This window comes from Streptomyces sp. NPDC003697, from assembly GCF_053587115.1.
This window is the reverse complement of sequence record NZ_JBSFNN010000003.1, coordinates 111,861-134,170: the sequence shown is the minus strand read 5'-3', so window position 1 is coordinate 134,170 and position 22,310 is coordinate 111,861. Positions and strand designations below refer to the sequence as shown.

20 protein-coding genes are annotated in these 22,310 nt (G+C 71.1%); 11 read left to right on the top strand and 9 right to left on the bottom strand.

All coding sequences use genetic code 11. The features are described from left to right. Positions 1 to 37: 37 nt before the first annotated feature. Genes ACWDNY_RS02230 through ACWDNY_RS02220 form a run of 3 tightly spaced genes read left to right on the top strand, consistent with a single transcriptional unit; the run spans position 38 to position 3,576 of the window. Positions 38 to 1,363 (top strand): ABC transporter substrate-binding protein, encoded by a 1,326-nt coding sequence (locus ACWDNY_RS02230; RefSeq protein ID WP_451643790.1) that lies wholly within the window; start codon positions 38 to 40, stop codon positions 1,361 to 1,363. A gap of 6 nt (positions 1,364 to 1,369) precedes the next feature. Then, entirely contained in the window at positions 1,370 to 2,740 is a 1,371-nt protein-coding gene (locus ACWDNY_RS02225) for an ABC transporter permease subunit (RefSeq protein WP_451643789.1), read from the top strand. Further along, complete coding sequence (locus ACWDNY_RS02220; protein WP_451643788.1) at positions 2,737 to 3,576, top strand: carbohydrate ABC transporter permease; 840 nt, start codon at positions 2,737 to 2,739, stop codon at positions 3,574 to 3,576. Before ACWDNY_RS02225 ends, ACWDNY_RS02220 begins: the two co-directional genes overlap by 4 nt. Before the next feature lie 129 nt (positions 3,577 to 3,705). Here ACWDNY_RS02220 and pgl read toward each other — a convergent pair whose 3' ends face one another. From pgl to tkt, 5 genes are read right to left on the bottom strand one after another with little or no spacing between them, the layout of a single operon-like run. Beyond that, positions 3,706 to 4,488: a 6-phosphogluconolactonase gene (pgl, locus tag ACWDNY_RS02215; RefSeq protein WP_451643787.1), complete on the bottom strand. Its 783-nt coding sequence runs from the start codon at positions 4,486 to 4,488 to the stop codon at positions 3,706 to 3,708. Beyond that, the gene (gene opcA / locus ACWDNY_RS02210; RefSeq protein WP_451643786.1) at positions 4,485 to 5,534 is read right to left on the bottom strand and encodes a glucose-6-phosphate dehydrogenase assembly protein OpcA; all 1,050 of its coding nucleotides are present in this window, start codon (positions 5,532 to 5,534) and stop codon (positions 4,485 to 4,487) included. Before opcA ends, pgl begins: the two co-directional genes overlap by 4 nt. After that, positions 5,531 to 7,069 (bottom strand): glucose-6-phosphate dehydrogenase, encoded by a 1,539-nt coding sequence (zwf, locus tag ACWDNY_RS02205; protein ID WP_451643785.1) that lies wholly within the window; start codon positions 7,067 to 7,069, stop codon positions 5,531 to 5,533. Before zwf ends, opcA begins: the two co-directional genes overlap by 4 nt. Positions 7,070 to 7,073: 4 nt before the next feature. Further along, on the bottom strand, positions 7,074 to 8,192 hold the full coding sequence (gene tal, locus ACWDNY_RS02200) for a transaldolase (RefSeq protein ID WP_451643784.1): 1,119 nt from the start codon (positions 8,190 to 8,192) through the stop codon (positions 7,074 to 7,076). Positions 8,193 to 8,227: 35 nt separating this feature from the next. Beyond that, positions 8,228 to 10,330 carry a transketolase gene (tkt, locus tag ACWDNY_RS02195; RefSeq protein WP_451643783.1) on the bottom strand — a complete coding sequence of 701 codons (2,103 nt, stop codon included), beginning with the start codon at positions 10,328 to 10,330 and terminating at the stop codon, positions 8,228 to 8,230. A 356-nt stretch (positions 10,331 to 10,686) separates the two neighbouring features. On the opposite strand from tkt, the gene ACWDNY_RS02190 reads away from it, so the two are divergent. Together ACWDNY_RS02190 and ACWDNY_RS02185 are read left to right on the top strand one after the other, a co-directional pair. Next, complete coding sequence (locus ACWDNY_RS02190) at positions 10,687 to 11,688, top strand: heme o synthase (RefSeq protein ID WP_451643782.1); 1,002 nt, start codon at positions 10,687 to 10,689, stop codon at positions 11,686 to 11,688. Positions 11,689 to 11,831: 143 nt separating this feature from the next. Continuing rightward, positions 11,832 to 12,164: a hypothetical protein gene (locus tag ACWDNY_RS02185; protein ID WP_451643781.1), complete on the top strand. Its 333-nt coding sequence runs from the start codon at positions 11,832 to 11,834 to the stop codon at positions 12,162 to 12,164. A 461-nt stretch (positions 12,165 to 12,625) separates the two neighbouring features. On the opposite strand, the gene ACWDNY_RS02180 is transcribed toward ACWDNY_RS02185, so the two are convergent. The 4 genes from ACWDNY_RS02180 to ACWDNY_RS02165 form a co-directional block, all read right to left on the bottom strand. Then, entirely contained in the window at positions 12,626 to 13,633 is a 1,008-nt protein-coding gene (locus tag ACWDNY_RS02180) for a COX15/CtaA family protein (RefSeq protein WP_451643780.1), read from the bottom strand. Positions 13,634 to 13,680: 47 nt separating this feature from the next. Further along, on the bottom strand, positions 13,681 to 14,451 hold the full coding sequence (locus ACWDNY_RS02175; protein ID WP_451643779.1) for an ABC transporter permease: 771 nt from the start codon (positions 14,449 to 14,451) through the stop codon (positions 13,681 to 13,683). Further along, positions 14,448 to 15,356, bottom strand: coding sequence for an ABC transporter ATP-binding protein (locus tag ACWDNY_RS02170; RefSeq protein ID WP_451643778.1), 909 nt, complete (start codon positions 15,354 to 15,356; stop codon positions 14,448 to 14,450). Before ACWDNY_RS02170 ends, ACWDNY_RS02175 begins: the two co-directional genes overlap by 4 nt. 100 nt (positions 15,357 to 15,456) lie before the next feature. After that, positions 15,457 to 16,269 carry an aminoglycoside N(3)-acetyltransferase gene (locus ACWDNY_RS02165; protein WP_451643777.1) on the bottom strand — a complete coding sequence of 271 codons (813 nt, stop codon included), beginning with the start codon at positions 16,267 to 16,269 and terminating at the stop codon, positions 15,457 to 15,459. Between the two features lie 168 nt (positions 16,270 to 16,437). On the opposite strand from ACWDNY_RS02165, the gene ACWDNY_RS02160 reads away from it, so the two are divergent. From ACWDNY_RS02160 to ACWDNY_RS02135, 6 genes are all read left to right on the top strand, one after another. Further along, a complete protein-coding gene (locus ACWDNY_RS02160; protein WP_451643776.1) occupies positions 16,438 to 17,193 on the top strand; it encodes a helix-turn-helix transcriptional regulator in 756 nt (251 codons plus the stop codon). Further along, positions 17,190 to 18,611: a Fe-S cluster assembly protein SufB gene (gene sufB, locus ACWDNY_RS02155; RefSeq protein ID WP_451643775.1), complete on the top strand. Its 1,422-nt coding sequence runs from the start codon at positions 17,190 to 17,192 to the stop codon at positions 18,609 to 18,611. The genes ACWDNY_RS02160 and sufB overlap by 4 nt, the downstream gene beginning before the upstream one ends. Before the next feature lie 86 nt (positions 18,612 to 18,697). Beyond that, positions 18,698 to 19,915, top strand: a complete 1,218-nt coding sequence (gene sufD, locus ACWDNY_RS02150) for a Fe-S cluster assembly protein SufD (protein WP_451643774.1) — start codon at positions 18,698 to 18,700, stop codon at positions 19,913 to 19,915. Then, positions 19,912 to 20,241, top strand: a complete 330-nt coding sequence (locus ACWDNY_RS02145) for a non-heme iron oxygenase ferredoxin subunit (protein ID WP_451643773.1) — start codon at positions 19,912 to 19,914, stop codon at positions 20,239 to 20,241. Before sufD ends, ACWDNY_RS02145 begins: the two co-directional genes overlap by 4 nt. Before the next feature lie 7 nt (positions 20,242 to 20,248). After that, on the top strand, positions 20,249 to 21,040 hold the full coding sequence (sufC, locus tag ACWDNY_RS02140) for a Fe-S cluster assembly ATPase SufC (protein ID WP_451643772.1): 792 nt from the start codon (positions 20,249 to 20,251) through the stop codon (positions 21,038 to 21,040). Then, positions 21,037 to 22,293 (top strand): cysteine desulfurase, encoded by a 1,257-nt coding sequence (locus ACWDNY_RS02135; RefSeq protein WP_451643771.1) that lies wholly within the window; start codon positions 21,037 to 21,039, stop codon positions 22,291 to 22,293. The genes sufC and ACWDNY_RS02135 overlap by 4 nt, the downstream gene beginning before the upstream one ends. Positions 22,294 to 22,310: the final 17 nt, after the last annotated feature.

The following is a 22,310-nucleotide window of genomic DNA, read 5'->3' as shown; positions in this document are numbered from 1 at the left end:
ACCAACCCGGTCACCAACCCCTGAAGGGACATCAACGATGATGCGACGACGTACCACCCTGCTCACCGGCTGCACCGCCCTGGCCCTCGCGCTCGGCGCCACCGCCTGCGGCGGCGGCCCCGTCACCGCGGGCGGCGGCGACAAGGCGCTCAGCGGCCAGACGGTCACCGTGGCCGGCGTCTGGTCGGGCACCGAGCAGAAGAACTTCCAGAAGGTGCTGGACGCGTTCACCGAGAAGACCGGCGCCAAGACGCAGTTCGTGTCCACCGGCGACAACGTCTCCACCGTCGTCGGCAGCAAGATCGAGGGCGGCAACGCGCCCGACGTCGTCATGGTCCCGCAGGTCGGCGTGTTGCAGCAGTTCGCGAAGAAGGGCTGGCTCACGCCGCTGTCCGCCACCGCCCGGCAGTCCGTCGACGCGGGCTTCGCCCCCGTGTGGAAGAACTACGGCAGCGTCGACGGCACCCTGTACGGCCTGTACTTCAAGGCCGCCCACAAGTCGACCGTCTGGTACAGCCCCGACGCGCTCACGCAGGCCGGCGTCACCCCGCCGAAGACCTACGCCGAGATGCTGAAGGCCGGGCACACGGTCTCCGACTCCGGGCTCGCCGCGTTCGCGGTCGCCGGCCAGGACGGCTGGACCCTCACCGACTGGTTCGAGAACGTCTACCTCTCCCAGGCCGGCCCCGAGAAGTACGACGCCCTCGCCGCCCACAAGCTGAAGTGGACCGACGCGAGCGTGGTCAAGGCGCTCGGCACGCTCGGCGAGCTGTTCAAGGACAAGCAGCTCATCGCCGGCGGGCAGAACACGGCCCTCAACACCGACTTCCCCGGCTCGGTGGAGAAGGTGTTCGGGCCCAAGCCCCTGGCCGGCATGGTCTACGAGGGCGACTTCGTCGCGGGCGTCGCCAAGGACCAGTTCGGCAGGACCGTCGGCAAGGACGCGAACTTCTTCCCCTTCCCGGCCGTCGACGGCGGCACGGCACCCGTGGTCAGCGGCGGCGACGCGGCCGTCGTGCTGAAGGACGGCAAGCACGCCCGGGCCGGCATGAAGCTGCTGGAGTACCTGGCGACCCCCGAGGCCGCGGCCGTGTGGGCGAAGGCGGGCGGCTTCCTGTCCCCGAACAGGAAGCTCGACCTCGCCTCCTACGGCGACGACGTCACCCGCGCCACCGCCAAGTCCCTGGTCGACGCCGGCGACTCGGTCCGCTTCGACATGTCCGACCAGGCACCCGCGGCGTTCGGCGGCACCAAGGGCACCGGCGAGTGGAAGCTGCTGCAGGACTTCCTGCGCGACCCCTCCGACCCGAAGGCGACCGCGGCGAAGCTGGAGGCCGCCGCGGCCAAGGCCTACCAGGGCTGAGCCGCGATGACCGCCATCACTCCCGTGAAGGAGAAGGGGGCGAGCCCCCCGCCCGCCGCCGGGCCCGTCCCCCGCCCGGGGCGCCCGCGGCGGCGGGGGCGGGTCGCCGCCGTGCTGTTCGTCCTCCCCGCGCTGCTGCTGCTCGGCGCGCTCGTGGTCTACCCGGTGCTGTTCTCCGTCGGGCGGAGCTTCTTCGACGCCTCCGGCACCCGGTTCGTCGGCGGCGGCAACTACGCCGAGATGTTCCGCGACCCGGCGACGCTCAAGGCCATCCGCAACACCACGATCTGGGTGGTCGTGGCCCCGGCCCTGCTGACCGGCCTCGGCCTGATCCTCGCCGTTCTGGTGGAGAAGGTCCGCTGGGCGACGGCGTTCAAGCTGCTGCTGTTCATGCCGATGGCGGTGTCCTTCCTCGCCGCCGGCATCATCTTCCGGCTCGCCTACGACGAGGACCCCGACAAGGGCGTGCTCAACGCCGCCGTGACCTCGGTGCACGACGCCTTCACCACCACGCCGTCCTATCCGACGGCACGGGCCCGCACGGGGCTCGGGCTGAACCCGGACGGCGACGGCTCCTACGCGACCGGCGCGAGCCTCTCGCCGGGCGACGCGGTGACGCTGCCCATGGTCGGCGTGCTGCCCGGGGACCTGTCCCGGGACGCCGAACCCGCGTCCGGGGCGGCCGGGCGGAAGGCCGCGCCGGACGAGATCCGCGGTGTGGTCTACCTCGACTTCACCCCCGGCGGGGGAGGAAGGCAGGGCGCGGTCGACCGGTCGGAGAGCGGACTGCCCGGCATGGAGGTCCAGGCGGTGCGCGGCGGACGGACGGTCGCGAGCGCCACGACGGCCGCCGACGGCTCCTTCCGCTTCTCCGGGCTCGACACCGGCGCGTACGCGGTGAGGCTGCCGGCGTCCAACTTCGCGGCGCCCTACCAGGGCGTCTCCTGGCTCGGCCCGACCCTCGTCACTCCGGCGATCATCGGGGCCTACCTGTGGATCTGGACCGGTTTCGCGATGGTCCTGATCGGCGCGGGCCTGTCCACGCTGCCCCGGGACGCACTGGAGGCGGCCCGGATGGACGGGGCGAACGAGTGGCAGATCTTCCGGCGCATCACGGTCCCGCTGCTCGCCCCGGTGCTGACCGTCGTCTTCGTGACCCTGGTGATCAATGTGATGAAGGTCTTCGACCTCGTCTACATCATCGCGCCCGGGCCGGTGCAGGAGGACGCGACCGTGCTGGCCACCCAGATGTGGCTGGTGTCGTTCGGCGGCGGCAACAACCAGGGCCTCGGCAGCGCGCTCGGGGTTCTCCTGCTGCTGCTGGTCGTCCCCGCGATGGTCTTCAACGTCCGCCGCTTCCGAAGGAGTCAGCGATGAACGCGGTCAGGCGGGGCCTGGGCAACGGGCTCGTGCAGGCCTTCCTGGTGCTGGTCGGGCTGGTCTGGCTGACGCCGCTGGCGGGACTGTTCCTGTCCTCGCTGAGGTCCGCCGCAGACACCGCGAAGGGCGGCTGGTGGACGGCCCTGGCCAGTCCCGGGCAGCTGTCCTTCGACAACTACGCGGCCCTGCTGGAGAACGCCGGCATCACCCGGGCGTTCTGGAACACGGTGCTGATCTCGGTGCCCACGACGGCGCTCGTCGTCGTGATCGCCGCGCTGGCCGGATACGCCTTCGCCTGGCTGGACTTCCCCGGCCGGGAGCCGCTCTTCCTGCTGGTGGTGGCCCTGCTGGTGGTGCCCGTGCAGATCGGGCTGCTGCCGGTCGCCAAACTCTTCGGCCTGCTGGGCCTGTTCGGGACCATCCCGGGCGTCGTCCTCTTCCACGTGGCCTACGGGCTCCCGTTCGCGGTGTTCCTGCTGCGGAACTACTTCGCCGAGATGCCCAAGGAGATGCTGGAGGCCGCGCGGATGGACGGCGGCAGCGAGTGGCGGATCTTCACCCGGCTGGTGCTGCCCGTCGGGCGGCCCGCGATCGCGAGCCTGGCCATCTTCCAGTTCCTGTGGGTGTGGAACGACATGCTGGTGGCGCTGCTGTTCGCGGACAGCTCCTCACAGCCGCTGACCGTCCAGCTCCAGTCGCAGATCCGGCAGTTCGGCAGCAACATCGACGTGCTGGCGCCGGGGGCGTTCCTGTCGCTCGTCGTGCCGGTCGTGGTGTTCTTCGCGTTCCAGCGGCACTTCGTGCAGGGCGTGATGGCCGGGTCCGTGAAGTAGCGGAGGCGGTGGCCGGGGGCCGGCGTGGGCGTTCCCGGCCCGCGCCGGCCCCCGCGCGAACCCGCACCCGCGCGAACCCCGTACACGAACGAACCCGTCCACGCCTCGGGCGTGGACGGGTTCGCGCGGTCACGCGGACGCCGGCGGGTACAGCGATCTCGGCAGCTGCGAGGCCGCCGCCGTGTCCAGCAGCCACAGGGTGCGGGCCCGGCCCCGGGCGCCCGCCGCGGGAGCCTGTATCTCACCCGCGCCCGACAGCGCCATCGCCACCGCGTTCGCCTTGTCCTCACCCGCCGCCAACAGCCACACCTCGCGGGCCGCGCGGATCGCGGGCAGCGTGAGGGAGATCCGGGTCGGCGGCGGCTTCGGAGCGCCGTGCACCCCCACCACGGTGCGCTCCGTCTCCCGCACCGCCGGGTGCTCCGGGAACAGCGAGGCCACGTGCGCGTCCGGGCCCACGCCCAGCAGGAGCACGTCGAACGCCGGGACGCCGCCGTGGTTGCCGGGGCCGGCCGCCCGGGCCAGCTCCTCGGCGTAGCCCTCCGCCGCCGCCTCGACGTCCGAGCCGAACGGTCCGTCCGACGCGGGCATGGCGTGCACGCGCTTCGGGTCCAGCGGAACGGAGTCCAGCAGCGCCTCGCGGGCCTGGGTGACGTTGCGCTCGGGGTCGCCTTCCGGCAGGAACCGCTCGTCGCCCCACCACAGGTCCAGCCGGCTCCAGTCGACGGCGTCCCGGGCCGGTGCCGCCGCCAGCGCGGCCAGCACGCCGTTGCCGTTGCGGCCGCCGGTGAGGACCACCGACGCCGACCCCGTGGAGATCTGCGCGTCGACGATCCGCGTGATGAGGCGGGCCGCGGCGGCCTGCGCCATCAGGTCCTTGTCGCGGTGGACGACCAGTTGCGGAGTGCTCACTTCGCCGCCGCCTCCCGTGTCGCCACCCTCTCGGCGCCGCCGGAGGCCGACCGCTGGGCCGGGCCCTTGGCGACGTCGTCCTCCGGCTCCGGCACCGCGACCGGCCCGCCGGTCGCCGGCGCCCCGAGCAGCCGGTGCACCCCGAACCTCAGCGCCGAGGCGTACGTGTCGTCCGGGTCCAGACGCCGCAGCTCCTCCGCGATCAGCTCGGCCGTGTCCCGCCGCTTGAGCGCCACCGCGCGCTCCGGCTGTCCCTCGATGGCCAGGGTCGCCAGCCGGCCGTCGCCGCGGTCCAGGGCGATCGGGCCGCAGGTGGTGTCCATGCGCACCGCGGTCAGGCCCGGCCCCGCGGACACGGTCCGCCGCACCGGCACGTCCAGCCGGTCCGCGAGCCACATCGCGAGCAGTTCGCAGCTCGGGTTGAACTCCTCGCCCTGCACCTCGACGGCCTGGACCTCGCAGGTCACCTGGTCGAGGGCCGCGGCGAGCATCGACCGCCAGGGCGTGATGCGGGTCCACGACAGGTCCGTGTCGCCCGGCGTGTACGCCTCGGCCCGCGCCGCCAGGTCCCGCACCGGGTCCTCGGAGGCGTAGGTGTCGGTGACCCGGCGCTGCGCCAGTGCGCCCAGGGGGTCCTTCGCGGGGTCGAGGGGGGCGCTCACCGGCCACCAGACGACCACCGGCGCGTCCGGCAGCAGCAGCGGCAGGACCACCGACTGGGCGTGGTCGACGACCTCGCCGTGCAGCCGCAGCACGACCGTCTCGCCCGTGCCCGCGTCCGCGCCGACCCGCACCTCGGCGTCCAGACGCGAGGACGTGCGGTCGCGCGACGTGCGCGAGACGCGCTTGACGACCACCAGCGTGCGCGAGGGGTGTTCGCGTGAGGCGTCGTTCGCGGCCTTCAGGGCGTCGTAGGCGTTCTCCTCGTCGGTGACGATGACCAGCGTGAGCACCATGCCGACGGCCGGTGTGCCGATGGCCCGGCGGCCCTCGACGAGCGCCTTGTTGATCTTGCTGGACGTGGTGTCGGTCAGGTCTATCTTCATGGCCGGCGCCAGCTCCGTCCGTCTCGTGCGAGCATCTCGTCCGCCTCGGCCGGCCCCCACGTGCCCGACGGGTACTGCGCGGGCCTGCCGTGCTGGTCCCAGTACTCCTCGATCGGGTCGAGGATCTCCCAGGACAGCTCGACCTCCTCGGTGCGCGGGAAGAGGTTGGAGTCGCCGAGCAGGACGTCCAGGATGAGCCGCTCGTACGCCTCCGGGCTGGACTCCGTGAAGGACTCGCCGTAGGCGAAGTCCATCGACACGTCCCGGATCTCCATCGACGTGCCCGGCACCTTGGATCCAAAGCGGACGGTGACGCCCTCGTCCGGCTGGACGCGGATGACGACCGCGTTCTGGCCGAGCTCCTCGGTGGCGGTGGTGTCGAAGGGGGAGTGCGGCGCCCGCTGGAAGACCACGGCGATCTCCGTCACGCGGCGGCCGAGCCGCTTGCCGGTGCGCAGGTAGAAGGGGACGCCCGCCCAGCGGCGGTTGTCGATGCCCAGCTTGACCGCCGCGTAGGTGTCGGTCTTCGACGCCTTGTCGATGCCCTCTTCCTCGAGGTAGCCGATGACCTTCTCGCCGCCCTGCCAGCCGGCCGCGTACTGCCCGCGCACGGTGGAGGCGCCGAGGTCCTTCGGCAGCCGCACGGCACCCAGCACCTTGGTCTTCTCCGCGGCCAGCGCGTCGGCGTCGAAGGAGGAGGGCTCCTCCATCGCGGTCAGCGCCAGCAACTGCAGCAGGTGGTTCTGGATGACGTCGCGAGCGGCGCCGATGCCGTCGTAGTAGCCGGCGCGGCCGCCGATGCCGATGTCCTCGGCCATCGTGATCTGCACGTGGTCCACGAAGGACCGGTTCCAGATCGGTTCGAACATCTGGTTGGCGAAGCGCAGCGCCAGGATGTTCTGGACGGTCTCCTTGCCCAGGTAGTGGTCGATCCGGAAGACCTGGTCCGGGGCGAAGACCTCGTGGACGATCGCGTTGAGCTCCTCGGCCGACTTCAGGTCGTGGCCGAAGGGCTTCTCGATGACCGCGCGCCGCCAGGACCCGCCCGTCTGGTCGGCCAGCCCGTGCTTCTTCAGCTGCTGGATGACCACGGGGAAGGACTTCGGCGGCACCGACAGGTAGAAGGCGAAGTTGCCGCCCGTGCCCTGGGCCTTGTCGAGCTCCTCGATGGTGCCGCGCAGCCGCTCGAACGCCTCGTCGTCGTCGAACGTGCCCTGTACGAAGCGCATCCCCTGGATGAGCTGCTGCCAGACCTCCTCGCGGAAGGGCGTCCGCGCGTGCGCCTTGACGGCGTCGTGCACGACCTGGGCGAAGTCCTCGTGCTCCCAGTCGCGCCGGGCGAAGCCGACGAGCGAGAAACCCGGCGGCAGCAGACCCCGGTTGGCGAGGTCGTAGACGGCGGGCATGAGCTTCTTGCGGGACAGGTCGCCCGTGACGCCGAAGATGACCAGGCCCGACGGCCCCGCGATGCGCGGGAGCCGTCGGTCGGCGGGGTCACGGAGCGGGTTCGCTCCGGTACCGGAAGGCCGGGACAAGGTCTCAGCCCTCCGCGGGGGCGAGGCGCTGGAGCTCCGCCTCGGTCGACTTGAGCAGGTCGTTCCAGGACGTCTCGAACTTGTCGACGCCCTCGTCCTCCAGCAGTCGGACCACCTCGGCGTACCTGATGCCGACCCTCTCCAGCGCGTCGAGGTCGGCGCGGGCCTGCTCGTAGGTGCCCCTGATGGTGTCGCCGCGGATCTCACCGTGGTCGGCGGTGGCCTCCAAGGTGGCCTCCGGCATGGTGTTGACCGTGTTCGGCGCCACCAGTTCCTCGACGTACATGGTGTCCCTGTACGCCGGGTCCTTCACCCCGGTGGAGGCCCACAGCGGACGCTGCTTGTTCGCGCCCGCCTTCTCCAGCGCGTTCCAGCGGTCGGAGGCGAAGACCTCCTCGAACACCTGGTAGGCCAGCCGCGCGTTGGCGATGCCCGCCTTGCCGCGCAGCGCCTTGGCCTCGTCGGTACCGAGCGCGTCGATCCGCTTGTCGATCTCGGTGTCCACGCGGGACACGAAGAAGGAGGCCACGGAGTGGATCCGCGACAGGTCCAGGCCCTTCTCGCGCGCCTTCTCCAGGCCCGTGAGGTAGGCGTCGATGACCGCGCGGTAGCGCTCGAGGGAGAAGATCAGCGTGACGTTGACGCTGATGCCGTTCGCGATCGTCTCGGTGATCGCCGACAGGCCCGCCTGGGTGGCGGGGATCTTGATGAGCGCGTTCGGGCGGTCCACCAGCCAGGCCAGCTGCCGCGCCTCGGCGACGGTGGCCTTCGTGTTGTGCGCGAGGCGCGGGTCGACCTCGATGGAGACCCGGCCGTCCCGGCCGCCGGTGGCGTCGAACACGGGGCGCATGATGTCGGCGGCGTCCCGGACGTCCGCCGTGGTGATCATGCGGATCGCCTCTTCGACGGTGACCCTGCGGGCGGCGAGGTCGGACAGCTGCTGGTCGTAGCCGTCGCCCTGCGAGATGGCCTTCTGGAAGATCGTCGGGTTGGTCGTGACGCCCACGACGTGCTGCTCGTCGATCAGCTCGGCGAGGTTGCCGGACGTGATCCGCTTGCGCGACAGGTCGTCCAGCCAGATCGCGACGCCTTCGTCGGAAAGGCGCTTCAGTGCGTCTGTCATGGGATGAGTCATCTCCTACGTGTCGTATATGAGCGTCAGCGCTGGGCGGCGGTGAGAGATTCCCGGGCCTTGGCGGCCACGTTCTCCGCGGTGAATCCGAATTCGCGGAAGAGGACCTTGGCGTCGGCGGAGGCACCGAAGTGCTCCAGGGACACGATGCGGCCGGCGTCTCCCACGTACTTGTGCCACGTGAGCCCGACACCCGCCTCGACCGCGACGCGCGCCCTGACGGCAGGCGGCAGGACGCTGTCCCGGTACCCCTGGTCCTGCTCCTCGAACCACTCCACGGACGGCATGGAGACCACGCGGGTGGGGACGCCGTCGGCCTGGAGCTGCTCGCGCGCCTCGACGGCGACGTGCACCTCGGAACCGGTGGCGATCAGGATCACCTGCGGCTCGGCGCTCTCCCCTCCGGGCCCCTCGGCCTCGAACAGGACGTAGCCGCCGCGCGCGGCGTCGTCGTTCGGCTCGTACGTCGGCACGCCCTGACGAGTCAGCGCCAGCCCGTGCGGGGCGCCCTTGCCGAACTCCTTGGTCCAGCGGCGCTGGATCTCGCGCCAGGCGATGGCGGTCTCGTTGGCGTCGGCCGGGCGGACGATGTTCAGGCCGGGGATCGCCCGCAGCGAGGCCAGGTGCTCGACCGGCTGGTGGGTCGGGCCGTCCTCGCCCAGGCCGATGGAGTCGTGCGTCCACACGTACGTCACCGGCAGGTGCATCAGGGCCGACAGCCGCACCGCGTTGCGCATGTAGTCGGAGAAGACGAGGAACGTGCCGCCGTAGGCGCGGGTGTTGCCGTGCAGCGTGATGCCGTTCAGCTCCGCGCCCATGGAGTGCTCGCGGATGCCGAAGTGGATGGTGCGGCCGTACGGGTCCGCCTCCGGCAGCGGGTTGCCCGCCGGGAGGAACGACGACGTCTTGTCGATCGTCGTGTTGTTCGAGCCGGCCAGGTCGGCGGAGCCGCCCCACAGCTCGGGGATCACCTCGCCGAGCGCCTGCAGCACCTTGCCGGAGGCGGCGCGGGTGGCGACGGCCTTGCCGGCTTCGAAGACCGGGATCTTCTCCTCCCAGCCCGCGGGCAGCTCGGCGGCGCTGATGCGGTCGAACTCGGCGGCGCGCCCGGGGTTGACGTCGCGCCACTCCTGCAGGCTCTTCTCCCAGATGTCCTTGGCCTGGCGGCCGCGCTCCAGGGCCTGGCGGGTGTGGTCCAGGACCTCATCGGAGACCTCGAAGGTCTTCTCCGGGTCGAAGCCGAGAACGCGCTTGGTGGCCGCGACCTCCTCGTCGCCCAGTGCCGAGCCGTGCGCGGCCTCGGTGTTCTGCGCGTTCGGGGCGGGCCAGGCGATGATCGAGCGCATCGCGATGAAGGACGGCCGGTCGGTGACCGCCTTGGCCTCCTGGAGCGCCGCGAAGAGGGCCTGCGGGTCGAGGTCGCCGTTCTCCTGGGGCTCCACCCGCTGCACGTGCCAGCCGTAGGCCTCGTAGCGCGCGGTGGTCTCCTCGGAGACGGCCGTCTCGGTGTCGCCCTCGATCGAGATGTGGTTGTCGTCCCACAGCAGGATCAGGTTGCCGAGCTTCTGGTGGCCGGCCAGCGAGGACGCCTCGGCGGAGATGCCTTCCTGCAGGCAGCCGTCGCCGGCGATGCAGTACACGAAGTGGTCGAAGGGGGACTCGCCCTCCGGCGCGTCCGGGTCGAACAGGCCGCGCTCGTAGCGGGCGGCCATCGCCATGCCCACCGCGTTGGCGACACCCTGTCCGAGCGGACCGGTCGTGGTCTCCACACCCCTGGTGTGCCCGTACTCCGGGTGGCCCGGCGTCTTCGAGCCCCAGGTGCGGAAGGACTTCAGGTCGTCCAGCTCCAGGCCGAAGCCGGCCAGGTACAGCTGGGTGTAGAGGGTCAGGGAGGAGTGGCCGGCGGACAGCACGAAGCGGTCGCGCCCCACCCACTGCGGATCGGCCGGGTCGTGCCGCATCACCTTCTGGAAGAGGGTGTAGGCGGCGGGGGCCAGGCTCATCGCCGTACCGGGATGGCCGTTGCCGACCTTCTGTACGGCGTCGGCGGCCAGGATGCGCGCGGTGTCCACCGCGCGCTGGTCCAGCTCGGTCCACTCGAGCTCTGTGGTGGTCGGCTTGGTGCTCACCCTGGGTCAGGGCTCCTCTCCACATGTCGGTTGCCGGGGTACGTGCGCCCACGGGCTGCCGGCGCATCGGCGCCGGCCGGCCGCTGTCGAGCCTATCCCCTAACAACCTGCGTTTTTCCGCGTCGCCGCGGAGTGCCGGGACTCTCCGAACTTCCGCCTGTCCACTGGCCGGCGTCCCATTCGACACATGAATACGACGGCGCTCATCCGACTGCTCAATCGAGCGTCCGTACGCCCGTCGGGCCACACGCTCCAACACAGCCGGACCCCCGCGAATGTCCGGGTCTGGGCAACGTCTACAGTGGCGTGGTACGCGCGAGCCTTTACCGTGCATTCACACGGGAGGGCTCGCTGGGATGTCTCTGTCAGGGGTGTGCGTGACGGCCGTCGAATCCCGTCCAGCGGATGGGGGTCCCTCCCATGCCGTCCAGGCAATGGGGGAACTCGGTGCGAACGAGAGCCCGATCCGCCGGCCGTTCGGGACCCGCGTCAAGGCGTTCGTGGCGCTGACCAAGCCACGGATCATCGAGCTGCTGCTGATCACCACCGTTCCGGTGATGTTCCTCGCGCAGCAGGGTGTTCCCGACCTGGGGCTCGTGCTGCTGACCTGCCTCGGCGGCTACCTCTCCGCGGGCGGCGCCAACGCGCTGAACATGTACATCGACCGCGACATCGACGCCCTGATGGACCGCACCTCGCAGCGTCCGCTGGTCACCGGGACGGTCAGCCCGCGCGAGTGCCTCGCCTTCGGCATCGCCCTGGGCGTGGTCTCGACGCTGCTGTTCGGCCTCACGGTCAACTGGCTGTCGGCGTGGCTGTCCCTCGGAGCGCTCCTCTTCTACGTCGTCGTCTACACGATGATCCTCAAGCGGCGCACGTCGCAGAACATCGTCTGGGGCGGCATCGCCGGCTGCATGCCGGTCCTCATCGGCTGGTCCTCGGTCACCGACTCCCTGTCCTGGGCGCCGGTCATCCTCTTCCTGGTCATGTTCTTCTGGACGCCGCCGCACTACTGGCCGCTGTCCATGAAGGTCAAGGACGACTACGCGCGCGTGGGCGTGCCGATGCTGCCGGTCGTCGCCTCCAACAAGGTGGTCGCGCGGCAGATCGTGGTCTACAGCTGGGTAATGGTCGGCGTGTCGCTGCTGCTGACGCCGCTCGGCTACACCGGCTGGTTCTACACCGCGGTGGCGCTCGCGGCGGGTGGCTGGTGGCTGTGGGAGGCGCACGCGCTGCAGAACCGCGCCAGGGCCGAGGCGACCGGCGCGAAGCTGAAGGAGATGCGCCTGTTCCACTGGTCCATCACCTACGTGTCGCTGCTGTTCGTGGCGATCGCGGTGGACCCCTTCCTGCGGTAGTTCCCGCACCGGCCGGACCCCCGGGCGTCCCGGGGCGACGGGACACCGCGACGCCCCTGCCGGGCCGGGAGGACGGGGGAGCGTGGTCAAGGCCACGGACCCCGCCCGTCGCCGTCCCCTCTACCCGTCGGTAGCATCTGGGCATGGCAGACACGCAGCAGGTTGAGCCCGGAGCCGAGCGCAAGGTGGCGCGGCTCGCCAAGCAGATCAGCTCCTTCGCCAGGGCCCACGGCGGCGCCGAGGGCCAGGTGGCCTACCTCGGGCAGCGCGGCGCCCGCATCGTCCTCGTCGGCGAGGACGGCGCCTGGGGCGACGTCGTGGCCCCCAGCCACGCCCTCGCCGAGCAGGCGGTACGGAAGGCCGGCATCACCGTCCACGAGGCCTTCGACGGCGAGTTCGCGGCCAAGGTCAGGACGGGGCCGTACGAGTGGACGCGCATGGCGGGCATCCAGGTCGGCGGCCCGAGCAACGGCTGACGGCCGCCGGACCGCCGTACACGTCGCCGCAGAGCGACATCCGACGCCGGGTTCACCCATGGGGACCGTAGGAGCGCGGGGCCCGGCGACGGGCCCCGGGGAGCGCACGGTCCACCCCCGGAAGGCGTCCGGACGGCCGAAACGCCGTCCCTGGTGGACCGGTACCGCCCCGGCGTGCTCATAACGGAGCCGGGCCCAGTCGTTTTCGAGGCCCGGCTCTCGCCCGCCCCGGGGGCCCGCCCGTCGCGCGCCGACCGGTTCCGCCCGTGCCCCCGCCGGCCTCGGGACCGCCTCCCGTCCCGCAGTGCGGTCACTCGCGCCTCCGCCGGCCTCGGGACCGCTTCCCGTCCTGCCGCACGGCTCCCCGCGTCACCACCACGCCGCCCGTCCCGCCCGGGTCTTCCCGTACGTGTGCGCCGACGCGGGCGCCGCGCCGGCGTGTACCGGGGTGCGGCCCCGCGTCAGACCTTCGTCAGGGCCGTCTCGGCCGCGGGCCCCGCCAGGTCCGCCACCGCCGCGGGACGCTCGCGCAGCGACAGCAGCACCCGCAGCACCCCGATCCACACCAGGCACGACCCCAGCATGTGCGCGCCCACCAGCACCTCCGGCAGGTGGGTGAAGTACTGGACATAGCCGATCACGCCCTGCGCCAGCAGGACCAGGAAGAGCTCGCGGGTGCGGTGCAGCGGTGCACCGGGCGCGTCGACCGCCTTGAGCACGAACCACAGGGCGAACGTCAGCGTCACCACGATCCAGGCCAGCACCGCGTGCAGCTTGGTGACCGTCTCCCAGTCGACGGGGATCCGCGCGACCTCCTGGGAGTCGCCCGCGTGCGGCCCCGCCCCCGTGACGACCGTACCGGCGGCGACCAGCAGGACGGCGGCGGCGGTCAGGAACCACACCAGCTGCTGCACGGCCTTGCCGACCAGCGGCCGGGGCGCCGCGTCGCCCTCGCGGGTGCGCTGCCACATCACCGTGGCGACCGTGATGAGGGCCGTGGACAGCAGGAAGTGGGCCGCGACGGTGTACGGGTTCAGGCCGACGAGCACCACGATGCCGCCGAGCACGGCGTTGCCCATGACCACCCAGAACTGGGCCCAGCCCAGCCGCGTGAGGCTGCGCCGCCACGGCTTCTGCGAGCGGGCGGCGACGATCGCCCAGCCGACGGCCGCGCACAGCACGTACGTCAGCATCCGGTTGCCGAACTCGATGACGCCGTGCAGGCCCATCGCCCGCGTGGTGGCGAGCGAGTCGGCGGTGCACTTGGGCCACGTCGGGCAGCCCAGGCCCGAGCCGGTCAGACGGACGGCGCCGCCGGTGACGACGATGACCACCGCCATCACGAGCGCGGCGAGGGCCGCCCGCTGGACGGTCCTCGGATGCGGGGTCCAGCGTGCGGCGACGAAGGCGAGCGGGTTGCGCGCGGCGGACGCGGCGTCGGCGCGGGTCAGGTTCGGCACGCCGTCCATGGTAGGGCGCCGCTTGTGCACCCTTTCACGAGGGTCCGTCCCGGCGGCTACTCCCAGCGGAAGAACCGGCCGGCGGCCGCGAGCCCCAGGACCGCCCACACGGTCAGCACCGACAGGTCGCCCCACGGCATGCCGGCGCCGTGCTGGAGCACCTCCCGCAGGCCGTCCGACAGGGCGGAGATCGGCAGCAGCCCGAGCACGTCCTGTACGCCGGAGGGGAACTTCTCCAGCGGGACGATCACGCCGCCGCCGACGAGCAGCAGCAGGAAGACCAGGTTCGCGGCGGCCAGCGTGGCCTCGGCCTTGAGCGTGCCCGCCATCAGCAGGCCGAGCCCCGAGAAGGCGGCCGTCCCGAGGACCAGCAGGAGGACGACGGCTGCCGGACCGCCGTGCGGGGACCAGCCCAGCGCGAAGGCGATCACCGTCAGCAGGACGATCTGCAGTACCTCCGTGACCAGCACCGACGCCGTCTTGGCCGTCATCAGCCCCCAGCGCGGCAGCGGCGAGGAGGCCAGCCGCTTCAGCACCCCGTAACGGCGCTCGAAACCGGTGGCGATGGCCTGCCCCGTGAACGCCGTCGACATCACGGCGAGGGCCAGGATGCCGGGGGCGAGGAAGTCGACGGCCTCGCCGGCGCCGGTGTCCACGATGTCCACCAAGCTGAACAGCACGAGCAGCAGTGTGGGGATCACCACGGTCAGCAGCAGCTGCTCGCCGTTGCGCAGCAGCATCCTCGTCTCCAGCGCCGCCTGTGCCGCGATCATGCGGGGCAGCGAGGCCGCGCCGGGCTTCGGCGTGTAGGTACCGGTGGCGGTCATGAGCGCAGCTCCTTGCCGGTCAGCTCCAGGAAGACGTCCTCGAGGCTGTGCCGCTCCACGGAGATCCGGTCCGGCATCACCCCGTGCTGCGCGCACCACGACGCGACCGTGGCGAGCAGCTGCGGGTCGACCTTGCCGACGATCCGGTACGAGCCCGGTGTCAGCTCGGCGGCGGCGCAGTCCGCGGGCAGTGCCTTCAGCAGGGACCCGACGTCCAGGCCCGGACGTCCGGCGAAGCGCAGGGTGTTCTCGGCGCCGCCGCGGCACAGCTCCTCCGGCGACCCCTGGGCGATGACCCGGCCGGCGTCGATGATCGCGACGTCGTCGGCGAGCTGCTCGGCCTCCTCCATGTGGTGCGTCGTGAGGATCACGGACACGCCGTCGTCGCGCAGGTCGCGCACCAGTTCCCAGGTGGCCCGGCGGGCCTGCGGGTCCAGGCCTGCCGTCGGCTCGTCGAGGAAGACCAGCTCGGGGCGGCCCACCACGGCCATCGCCAGGGCGAGGCGCTGCTGCTGGCCGCCGGACAGCCGGCGGTACGAGGTGCGCCCGCAGGCACCGAGCCCGAGCCGCTCGATCAGGGTGTCCACGTCCAGCGGGTGGGCGTGCAGCCTGGCCACGTGGCGCAGCATCTCGTCCGCCCGCGCGCCGGAGTACACGCCCCCCGACTGGAGCATCACGCCGACGCGGGGGCGCAGCTCGGCGGACTGTCTCACCGGGTCGAGGCCCAGGACGCGCACCGTGCCGGAATCCGGCTTCCGGTACCCCTCGCAGGTCTCGACCGTGGTCGTCTTGCCCGCTCCGTTGGGACCGAGCACGGCGGTCACGCCCGCCCGGGCCACCAGGTCGAGGCCATCCACCGCGGTCTTCGTGCCGTACCGCTTCACCAGGGCCCGAACCTCGATCATCGGGTGTGGCGCGAAGCGTCTCCTCGAGGGGTGGAGGCCGGGAGACGGGCGGGCGGGCTCACTTCGCATGGGTCCAGAGTCTAGGTAGGCCCCGCCGGCCTCAGACGCGCGGGTGCGGGAACTCCTCCTCCCGGGGCCGGTGCAGCGCCAGCCACCGCTGCGCGTAGGCCACGGCGTCCGCGACGGGGAACAGCCGCACGTCGGCCGCGCCCACCCTGCCCCGCAGGACCGGACGGTCGCGTTCGAAGTCGTGGCCGAGTTCGTCGAACCGCTCGGAGCTGATCGACACCTCGGTCAGGACCTCCCACCCGTCCGGCCCGGGCCGTCCCACCGCGGTGAGCGGCGCCGGTATCCGGTACTCGGCCAGGTGGAAGCTGGTGCAGGAGTCGTATCCGGCGCCGAGCAGCAGGACCCGGGCGCCGAGCGTCTCCAGGGCGGCCAGCGGGCTCCGCTCGCCGAGCCGGCAGTCCTGGGCGTGCCCCCGGACGATCTCCGCGGCGCGCGGGCCGACCGCGGCGAAGGAGGTGTGCGGGTGGGCGCTGCGCAGGGCGCCCGGCCAGGTGCGGACCGTCTCCGGTATCACCCCGACGCCGAGCGAGGGCGTGGTCGCCGGGTCGTAGACGGGCATCGTGTCCCGGATCTCCTCCCACCACTCCTCGGGCACCGGGGGATTGCTCCACGCCGCCGGATCGGTCAGGTGGCCGGACTGGGTGGGGACGACGAGGGTGCCGTCCGGGCCGAGCGCGTCGAGCAGCCCCTGGACGACCGTGGCCGCTCCGCCGCACACCCAGCCGAGCGAGCTCAGCGAGGAGTGCGCCAGCAGGGTCTCGCCGGGACTCACGCCCGCCTCGCGCAGTTGGGCGGCGAGGGTGTCCCGGGTCACAAGAGGGCCGGTCGGGAAGGGTTTCGGCATGGTGGAGCAGTCTCCCCCAAGTCCCTTTCCGGCGCCACCGGACGGCCGGGCGATCCGCCGCCGGCCGTTGCCGCAGGTCCGATTAGGTTGACCTAAGTGATGCAGGGCACCGCCCCTTGATCCGGACGGCGCTTGTCAGTATCTCGGGAATTACGCAACAATGGCGTTGTGAAAAACGTTGGCGAGGCTCGGGAGACCCCTGCGGGGGCTGTCCCTCAGGACGAGTCCGCGACCGGTGAGCGCTCCACGCGCAACCGCGTCGCGCGGTCCGTCCTGGACCACGGCCCGTCGACCGTCGCCGAGCTGGCCGGGCGGCTGGGGCTCACCCAGGCGGCCGTACGGCGCCATCTGGACGCCCTGACCGCCGACGGCGTCGTGGAGGCGCGCGAGCAGCGGGTCTACGGAACGCGCACGCGCGGCCGCCCCGCCAAGGTCTTCGCCCTGACCGACTGCGGCCGGGACGCCTTCGACCAGTCGTACGACAAGCTGGCCGCGGACGCCCTGCGCTTCATCCAGGAGCGGTTCGGCGGGGACGAGGCCGTCGTCGCCTTCGCGCGCGCGAGGCTCGCCGGGCAGGCCGCCGCCTACCGCCGGGCGATGGACGCCGCCGCTCCCGGTGAGCGCACCGGAGCGCTGGCCAAGGCCCTGAGCGCGGACGGGTACGCTGCTACCGCGCGCAGCGCGCCCCACCCACAGCAGGGTGAGCAGCTGTGCCAGCACCACTGCCCGGTCGCGCACGTCGCCGAGCAGTTCCCGCAGCTGTGTGAGGCCGAGACCCAGTTCTTCGCCGAGTTGCTGGGCACCCACGTCCAGCGGCTGGCCACCATCGCGCACGGCGACGGCGTCTGCACGACGTTCATTCCGAAGACTTCCAAGACCACTCAGAACGCATCCGCAAGCACGGCCGGGAGGAACCCCGCATGACTCTCCCCACGGAGACTGCCCACCCCGAACTCGAGGGCCTGGGCAAGTACGAATACGGCTGGGCCGACCGGGACGTGGCCGGCGCGTCGGCGCGCCGCGGTCTGAACGAGGAGGTCGTCCGCGACATCTCGGGCAAGAAGTCCGAGCCGGAGTGGATGACCAAGCTGCGCCTGAAGGGTCTGCGGCTCTTCGAGAAGAAGCCCATGCCGAACTGGGGCTCGGACCTGTCGGGGATCGACTTCGACAACATCAAGTACTTCGTGCGCTCCACGGAGAAGCAGGCGGAGTCCTGGGAGGACCTGCCCGAGGACATCAGGAACACGTACGACAAGCTCGGCATCCCGGAGGCGGAGAAGCAGCGCCTCGTCGCGGGTGTCGCTGCCCAGTACGAGTCGGAGGTCGTCTACCACCAGATCCGCGAGGACCTGGAGGAGCAGGGCGTCATCTTCCTCGACACGGACACCGCGCTGAAGGAGCACCCGGAGCTCTTCAAGGAGTACTTCGGCACGGTCATCCCCGCCGGTGACAACAAGTTCGCCGCGCTGAACACGGCCGTGTGGTCCGGCGGCTCCTTCATCTACGTGCCGAAGGGCGTGCACGTGGAGATCCCGCTGCAGGCCTACTTCCGCATCAACACGGAGAACATGGGCCAGTTCGAGCGGACCCTGATCATCGTCGACGAGGGTGCCTACGTCCACTACGTCGAGGGCTGCACCGCCCCGATCTACAAGTCGGACTCGCTGCACTCCGCGGTCGTCGAGATCATCGTCAAGAAGAACGCCCGCTGCCGCTACACGACCATCCAGAACTGGTCGAACAACGTCTACAACCTGGTCACCAAGCGCGCCGTCGCCTACGAGGGCGCGACCATGGAGTGGGTCGACGGCAACATCGGCTCCAAGGTGACGATGAAGTACCCGGCCGTCTACCTGATGGGCGAGCACGCCAAGGGCGAGACCCTGTCCATCGCCTTCGCCGGCGAGGGCCAGCACCAGGACGCGGGCGCCAAGATGGTCCACATGGCCCCCAACACCTCGTCCAACATCGTCTCCAAGTCCGTGGCGCGCGGCGGTGGCCGTACCTCCTACCGCGGTCTGATCGAGATCGGCGAGGGCGCCGCCGGGTCGAAGTCGAACGTGCTGTGCGACGCGCTGCTCGTCGACACCGTCTCCCGCTCGGACACCTACCCCTACGTGGACGTCCGTGAGGACGACGTGTCCATGGGCCACGAGGCCACCGTCTCCAAGGTCTCCGACGACCAGCTCTTCTACCTGATGAGCCGCGGCCTGTCGGAGGACGAGGCCATGGCGATGATCGTGCGCGGCTTCGTCGAGCCGATCGCCAAGGAGCTGCCCATGGAGTACGCGCTGGAGCTCAACCGGCTGATCGAGCTGCAGATGGAGGGCGCGGTCGGCTGACGCGCCGCCCGTCCCCGCCGCAGACGGCCCGCCCCCGGCGAGCCGGTGATCGCACCCGTTTCAAGAAAGCGAGCAGAACGACAGCCATGGCTGAGGCCCAGAACTCCCCCATCCCCGGATCCGCTCGGGCGGGTGGACCATCCGTGGGGTCGACGACCTCCGGCTCGATCGCGGTGGCCGCCGAGTCGACCGTCGCCACGCGCATGAGCGCGCCGCCGTCCTTCGACGTGGCGGACTTCCCGGTCCCGCACGGCCGTGAGGAGGAGTGGCGCTTCACCCCGCTGGAGCGGCTGCGGGGTCTGCACGACGGCACCGCCGTCGTCACCGGCGACGGCGTCAAGGTCGACGTGCAGGCACCCGTGGGCGTCACCGTCGAGACGGTCGGCCGCGACGACACGCGGCTCGGCAGGGCGGGCGTCCCGGCGGACCGCGTCGCCGCGCAGGCGTTCTCCGCCTTCGAGGAGGCCTCGGTCGTGACCGTGCCGAAGGAGACCGTCCTCACCGAGCCGGTCCGCATCGCGGTGCACGGCCAGGGCGGGACCGCCTTCGCCCACCAGGTGATCGAACTGGGCGCGTTCGCCGAGGCGGTCGTGGTCATCGACCACACCGGTGACGCGGTGCTCGCCGCCAACGTCGAGTACGTCCTCGGCGACGGCGCCAAGCTGACCGTCGTCTCCGTCCAGGACTGGGACGACAAGGCCGTGCACGTCGCCCAGCACAACGCCCTCGTCGGCCGGGACGCCTCCTTCAAGTCGGTCGTGGTCACCTTCGGCGGTGACGTGGTCCGCCTGCACCCGCGCGTGGCCTATGCCGGCACCGGCGGCGAGGCCGAGCTGTTCGGCCTGTACTTCACCGACCAGGGCCAGCACCAGGAGCACCGCCTCCTGGTCGACCACAACACCCCGCACTGCAAGTCGAACGCCGTCTACAAGGGCGCGCTCCAGGGCGACAGCGCCCACGCGGTGTGGATCGGCGACGTGCTCATCGAGGCCAGGGCCGAGGGCACCGACACCTACGAGATGAACCGCAACCTCGTCCTGACGGACGGCGCGCGGGTCGACTCGGTTCCGAACCTGGAGATCGAGACCGGCGAGATCGTCGGCGCGGGCCACGCCAGCGCCACCGGCCGCTTCGACGACGAGCAGCTCTTCTACCTGATGGCACGCGGAATCCCGGAGCTCGAGGCGCGTCGCCTCGTCGTCCGCGGCTTCTTCGCCGAGCTGGTCCAGCAGATCGGCGTGGACGACATCGAGGAGCGCCTGCTCGTCAAGATCGAAGAGGAGCTGGAGGCATCGGTCGCATGACTGCCTCATCGGCGTTCGTCCGCGTCTGCGGGCTGAGCGAGCTGGAGGAGGACACCCCGAAGCGGGTGGAGATCGACGGCACGCCCGTCTCGGTCGTCCTGGCCGAGGGCGAGGTCTTCGCGATCAACGACATCTGCTCCCACGCCAACGTCTCCCTCGCCGAGGGCGAGGTGGACGACTGCCACATCGAGTGCTGGCTGCACGGCTCGCGCTTCGACCTGCGCTCCGGCAAGCCCGACAGCCCTCCCGCGACGCGCCCCGTCCCCGTATACCCCGTAAAGATCGAAGGGGACGACGTGCTCGTCTCCCTCACCCAGGAGTCCTGAGGCACCCATGGCAACGCTTGAAATCCGAGACCTGCACGTCACCGTCGAGGCCGACAACGCCACGAAGGAGATCCTCAAGGGCGTCGACCTCACCGTGAAGCAGGGCGAGACGCACGCCATCATGGGCCCCAACGGCTCGGGCAAGTCCACCCTCGCCTACTCGCTCGCGGGTCACCCCAAGTACACGATCACCGGCGGCACCGTGCTGCTCGACGGCGAGGACGTCCTGGAGATGTCCGTCGACGAGCGCGCCCGCGCGGGCCTGTTCCTGGCGATGCAGTACCCGGTCGAGGTGCCCGGCGTCTCGGTCTCCAACTTCCTGCGCACCTCGGCCACCGCGATCCGCGGCGAGGCGCCCAAGCTGCGCACCTGGGTGAAGGAGGTCAAGCAGGCCATGGAGCGTCTGCACATGGACCCCGCCTTCGCCGAGCGCAACGTGAACGAGGGCTTCTCCGGCGGTGAGAAGAAGCGCCACGAGATCCTCCAGCTGGAGCTGCTCAAGCCGAAGATCGCGATCCTCGACGAGACCGACTCCGGCCTGGACGTCGACGCGCTGCGCGTGGTCTCCGAGGGCGTCAACCGCGTTCGCGAGTCCGGCGAGGTCGGCACCCTGCTGATCACTCACTACACGCGCATCCTGCGCTACATCAAGCCCGACCGCGTCCACGTGTTCGCCGCCGGCCGGATCGTCGAGTCCGGCGGTCCGGAGCTCGCGGACAAGCTGGAGAACGAGGGCTACGAGGCATATGTGACGGGTGGCCCCGTGAGCGGAGCGAACCCGGAGGAGGTAGTCGCGTGACACAGCTGCCGGGCCTCCTCGACACCGAGGCGATCCGCAAGGACTTCCCGATCCTGGACCGCGTGGTCCACGACGGGAGGAAACTCGTCTACCTCGACAACGCGGCGACCTCGCAGACTCCGCGCCAGGTGATCGACGTCCTGGACGAGTACTACGAACAGCACAACGCCAACGTCCACCGCGGTGTGCACGTGCTGGCCGAGGAGGCCACGGCGCTGTACGAGGGCGCGCGCGACAAGGTCGCGGCGTTCATCAACGCGCCCAGCCGCGACGAGGTGATCTTCACCAAGAACGCCTCGGAGTCGCTCAACCTCGTGGCCAACATGCTCGGCTGGGCCGACGAGCCCTACCGGGTGGACCACGAGACCGAGATCGTCATCACCGAGATGGAGCACCACTCCAACATCGTGCCGTGGCAGCTGCTGGCGCAGCGCACCGGCGCGAAGCTGAAGTGGTTCGGCCTGACCGACGACGGCCGTCTCGACCTGTCCGACCTCGAGGAGGTCATCACGGAGAAGACGAAGATCGTCTCCTTCGTGCTGGTGTCCAACATCCTCGGCACCCTGAACCCGGTCGAGGCGATAGTCCGCCGCGCCCAGGAGGTCGGCGCCCTGGTGTGCGTCGACGCCTCGCAGGCCGCGCCGCACATGCCGCTGGACGTGCAGGCCCTCCAGGCCGACTTCGTGGCCTTCACCGGCCACAAGATGTGCGGTCCGACCGGCATCGGCGTGCTCTGGGGCCGGCAGGAACTCCTGGAGGACCTGCCTCCGTTCCTGGGCGGCGGCGAGATGATCGAGACGGTGTCCATGCACTCGTCGACGTACGCGCCCGCACCGCACAAGTTCGAGGCGGGCACGCCCCCGATCGCGCAGGCCGTCGGTCTCGGCGCGGCGATCGACTACCTCGACTCGATCGGCATGGACAAGATCCTCGCCCACGAGCACGCGCTCACCGAGTACGCGGTCAAGCGGCTGACGGAGGTCCCCGACCTGCGCATCATCGGCCCCACCACGGCCGAGGACCGGGGCGCGGCGATCTCGTTCACGCTCGGTGACATCCACCCGCACGACGTGGGCCAGGTCCTCGACGAGCAGGGCATCGCGGTCCGGGTCGGCCACCACTGCGCCCGGCCCGTCTGCCTGCGCTACGGAATTCCTGCGACCACGCGAGCGTCGTTCTATCTGTACTCCACGCCGTCCGAGGTCGACGCTCTGGTCGAGGGGCTGGAGCACGTGAGGAACTTCTTCGGCTGAGAGGCGTGGACAAGACC

Coding starts and splice junctions, on each gene's coding strand:
- ACWDNY_RS02145 (WP_451643773.1), top strand. CDS start 19,912: ATGACTGCCTCATCGGCGTTCGTCCGCGTCTGCGGGCTGAGCGAGCTG.
- ACWDNY_RS02230 (WP_451643790.1), top strand. CDS start 38: ATGATGCGACGACGTACCACCCTGCTCACCGGCTGCACCGCCCTGGCC.
- tal (WP_451643784.1), bottom strand. CDS start 8,192: ATGACAGACGCACTGAAGCGCCTTTCCGACGAAGGCGTCGCGATCTGG.
- ACWDNY_RS02190 (WP_451643782.1), top strand. CDS start 10,687: ATGTCTCTGTCAGGGGTGTGCGTGACGGCCGTCGAATCCCGTCCAGCG.
- sufC (WP_451643772.1), top strand. CDS start 20,249: ATGGCAACGCTTGAAATCCGAGACCTGCACGTCACCGTCGAGGCCGAC.
- ACWDNY_RS02225 (WP_451643789.1), top strand. CDS start 1,370: ATGACCGCCATCACTCCCGTGAAGGAGAAGGGGGCGAGCCCCCCGCCC.
- ACWDNY_RS02220 (WP_451643788.1), top strand. CDS start 2,737: ATGAACGCGGTCAGGCGGGGCCTGGGCAACGGGCTCGTGCAGGCCTTC.
- ACWDNY_RS02185 (WP_451643781.1), top strand. CDS start 11,832: ATGGCAGACACGCAGCAGGTTGAGCCCGGAGCCGAGCGCAAGGTGGCG.
- ACWDNY_RS02165 (WP_451643777.1), bottom strand. CDS start 16,269: ATGCCGAAACCCTTCCCGACCGGCCCTCTTGTGACCCGGGACACCCTC.
- ACWDNY_RS02180 (WP_451643780.1), bottom strand. CDS start 13,633: ATGGACGGCGTGCCGAACCTGACCCGCGCCGACGCCGCGTCCGCCGCG.
- sufD (WP_451643774.1), top strand. CDS start 18,698: ATGGCTGAGGCCCAGAACTCCCCCATCCCCGGATCCGCTCGGGCGGGT.
- ACWDNY_RS02170 (WP_451643778.1), bottom strand. CDS start 15,356: ATGATCGAGGTTCGGGCCCTGGTGAAGCGGTACGGCACGAAGACCGCG.
- ACWDNY_RS02175 (WP_451643779.1), bottom strand. CDS start 14,451: ATGACCGCCACCGGTACCTACACGCCGAAGCCCGGCGCGGCCTCGCTG.
- sufB (WP_451643775.1), top strand. CDS start 17,190: ATGACTCTCCCCACGGAGACTGCCCACCCCGAACTCGAGGGCCTGGGC.
- opcA (WP_451643786.1), bottom strand. CDS start 5,534: ATGAAGATAGACCTGACCGACACCACGTCCAGCAAGATCAACAAGGCG.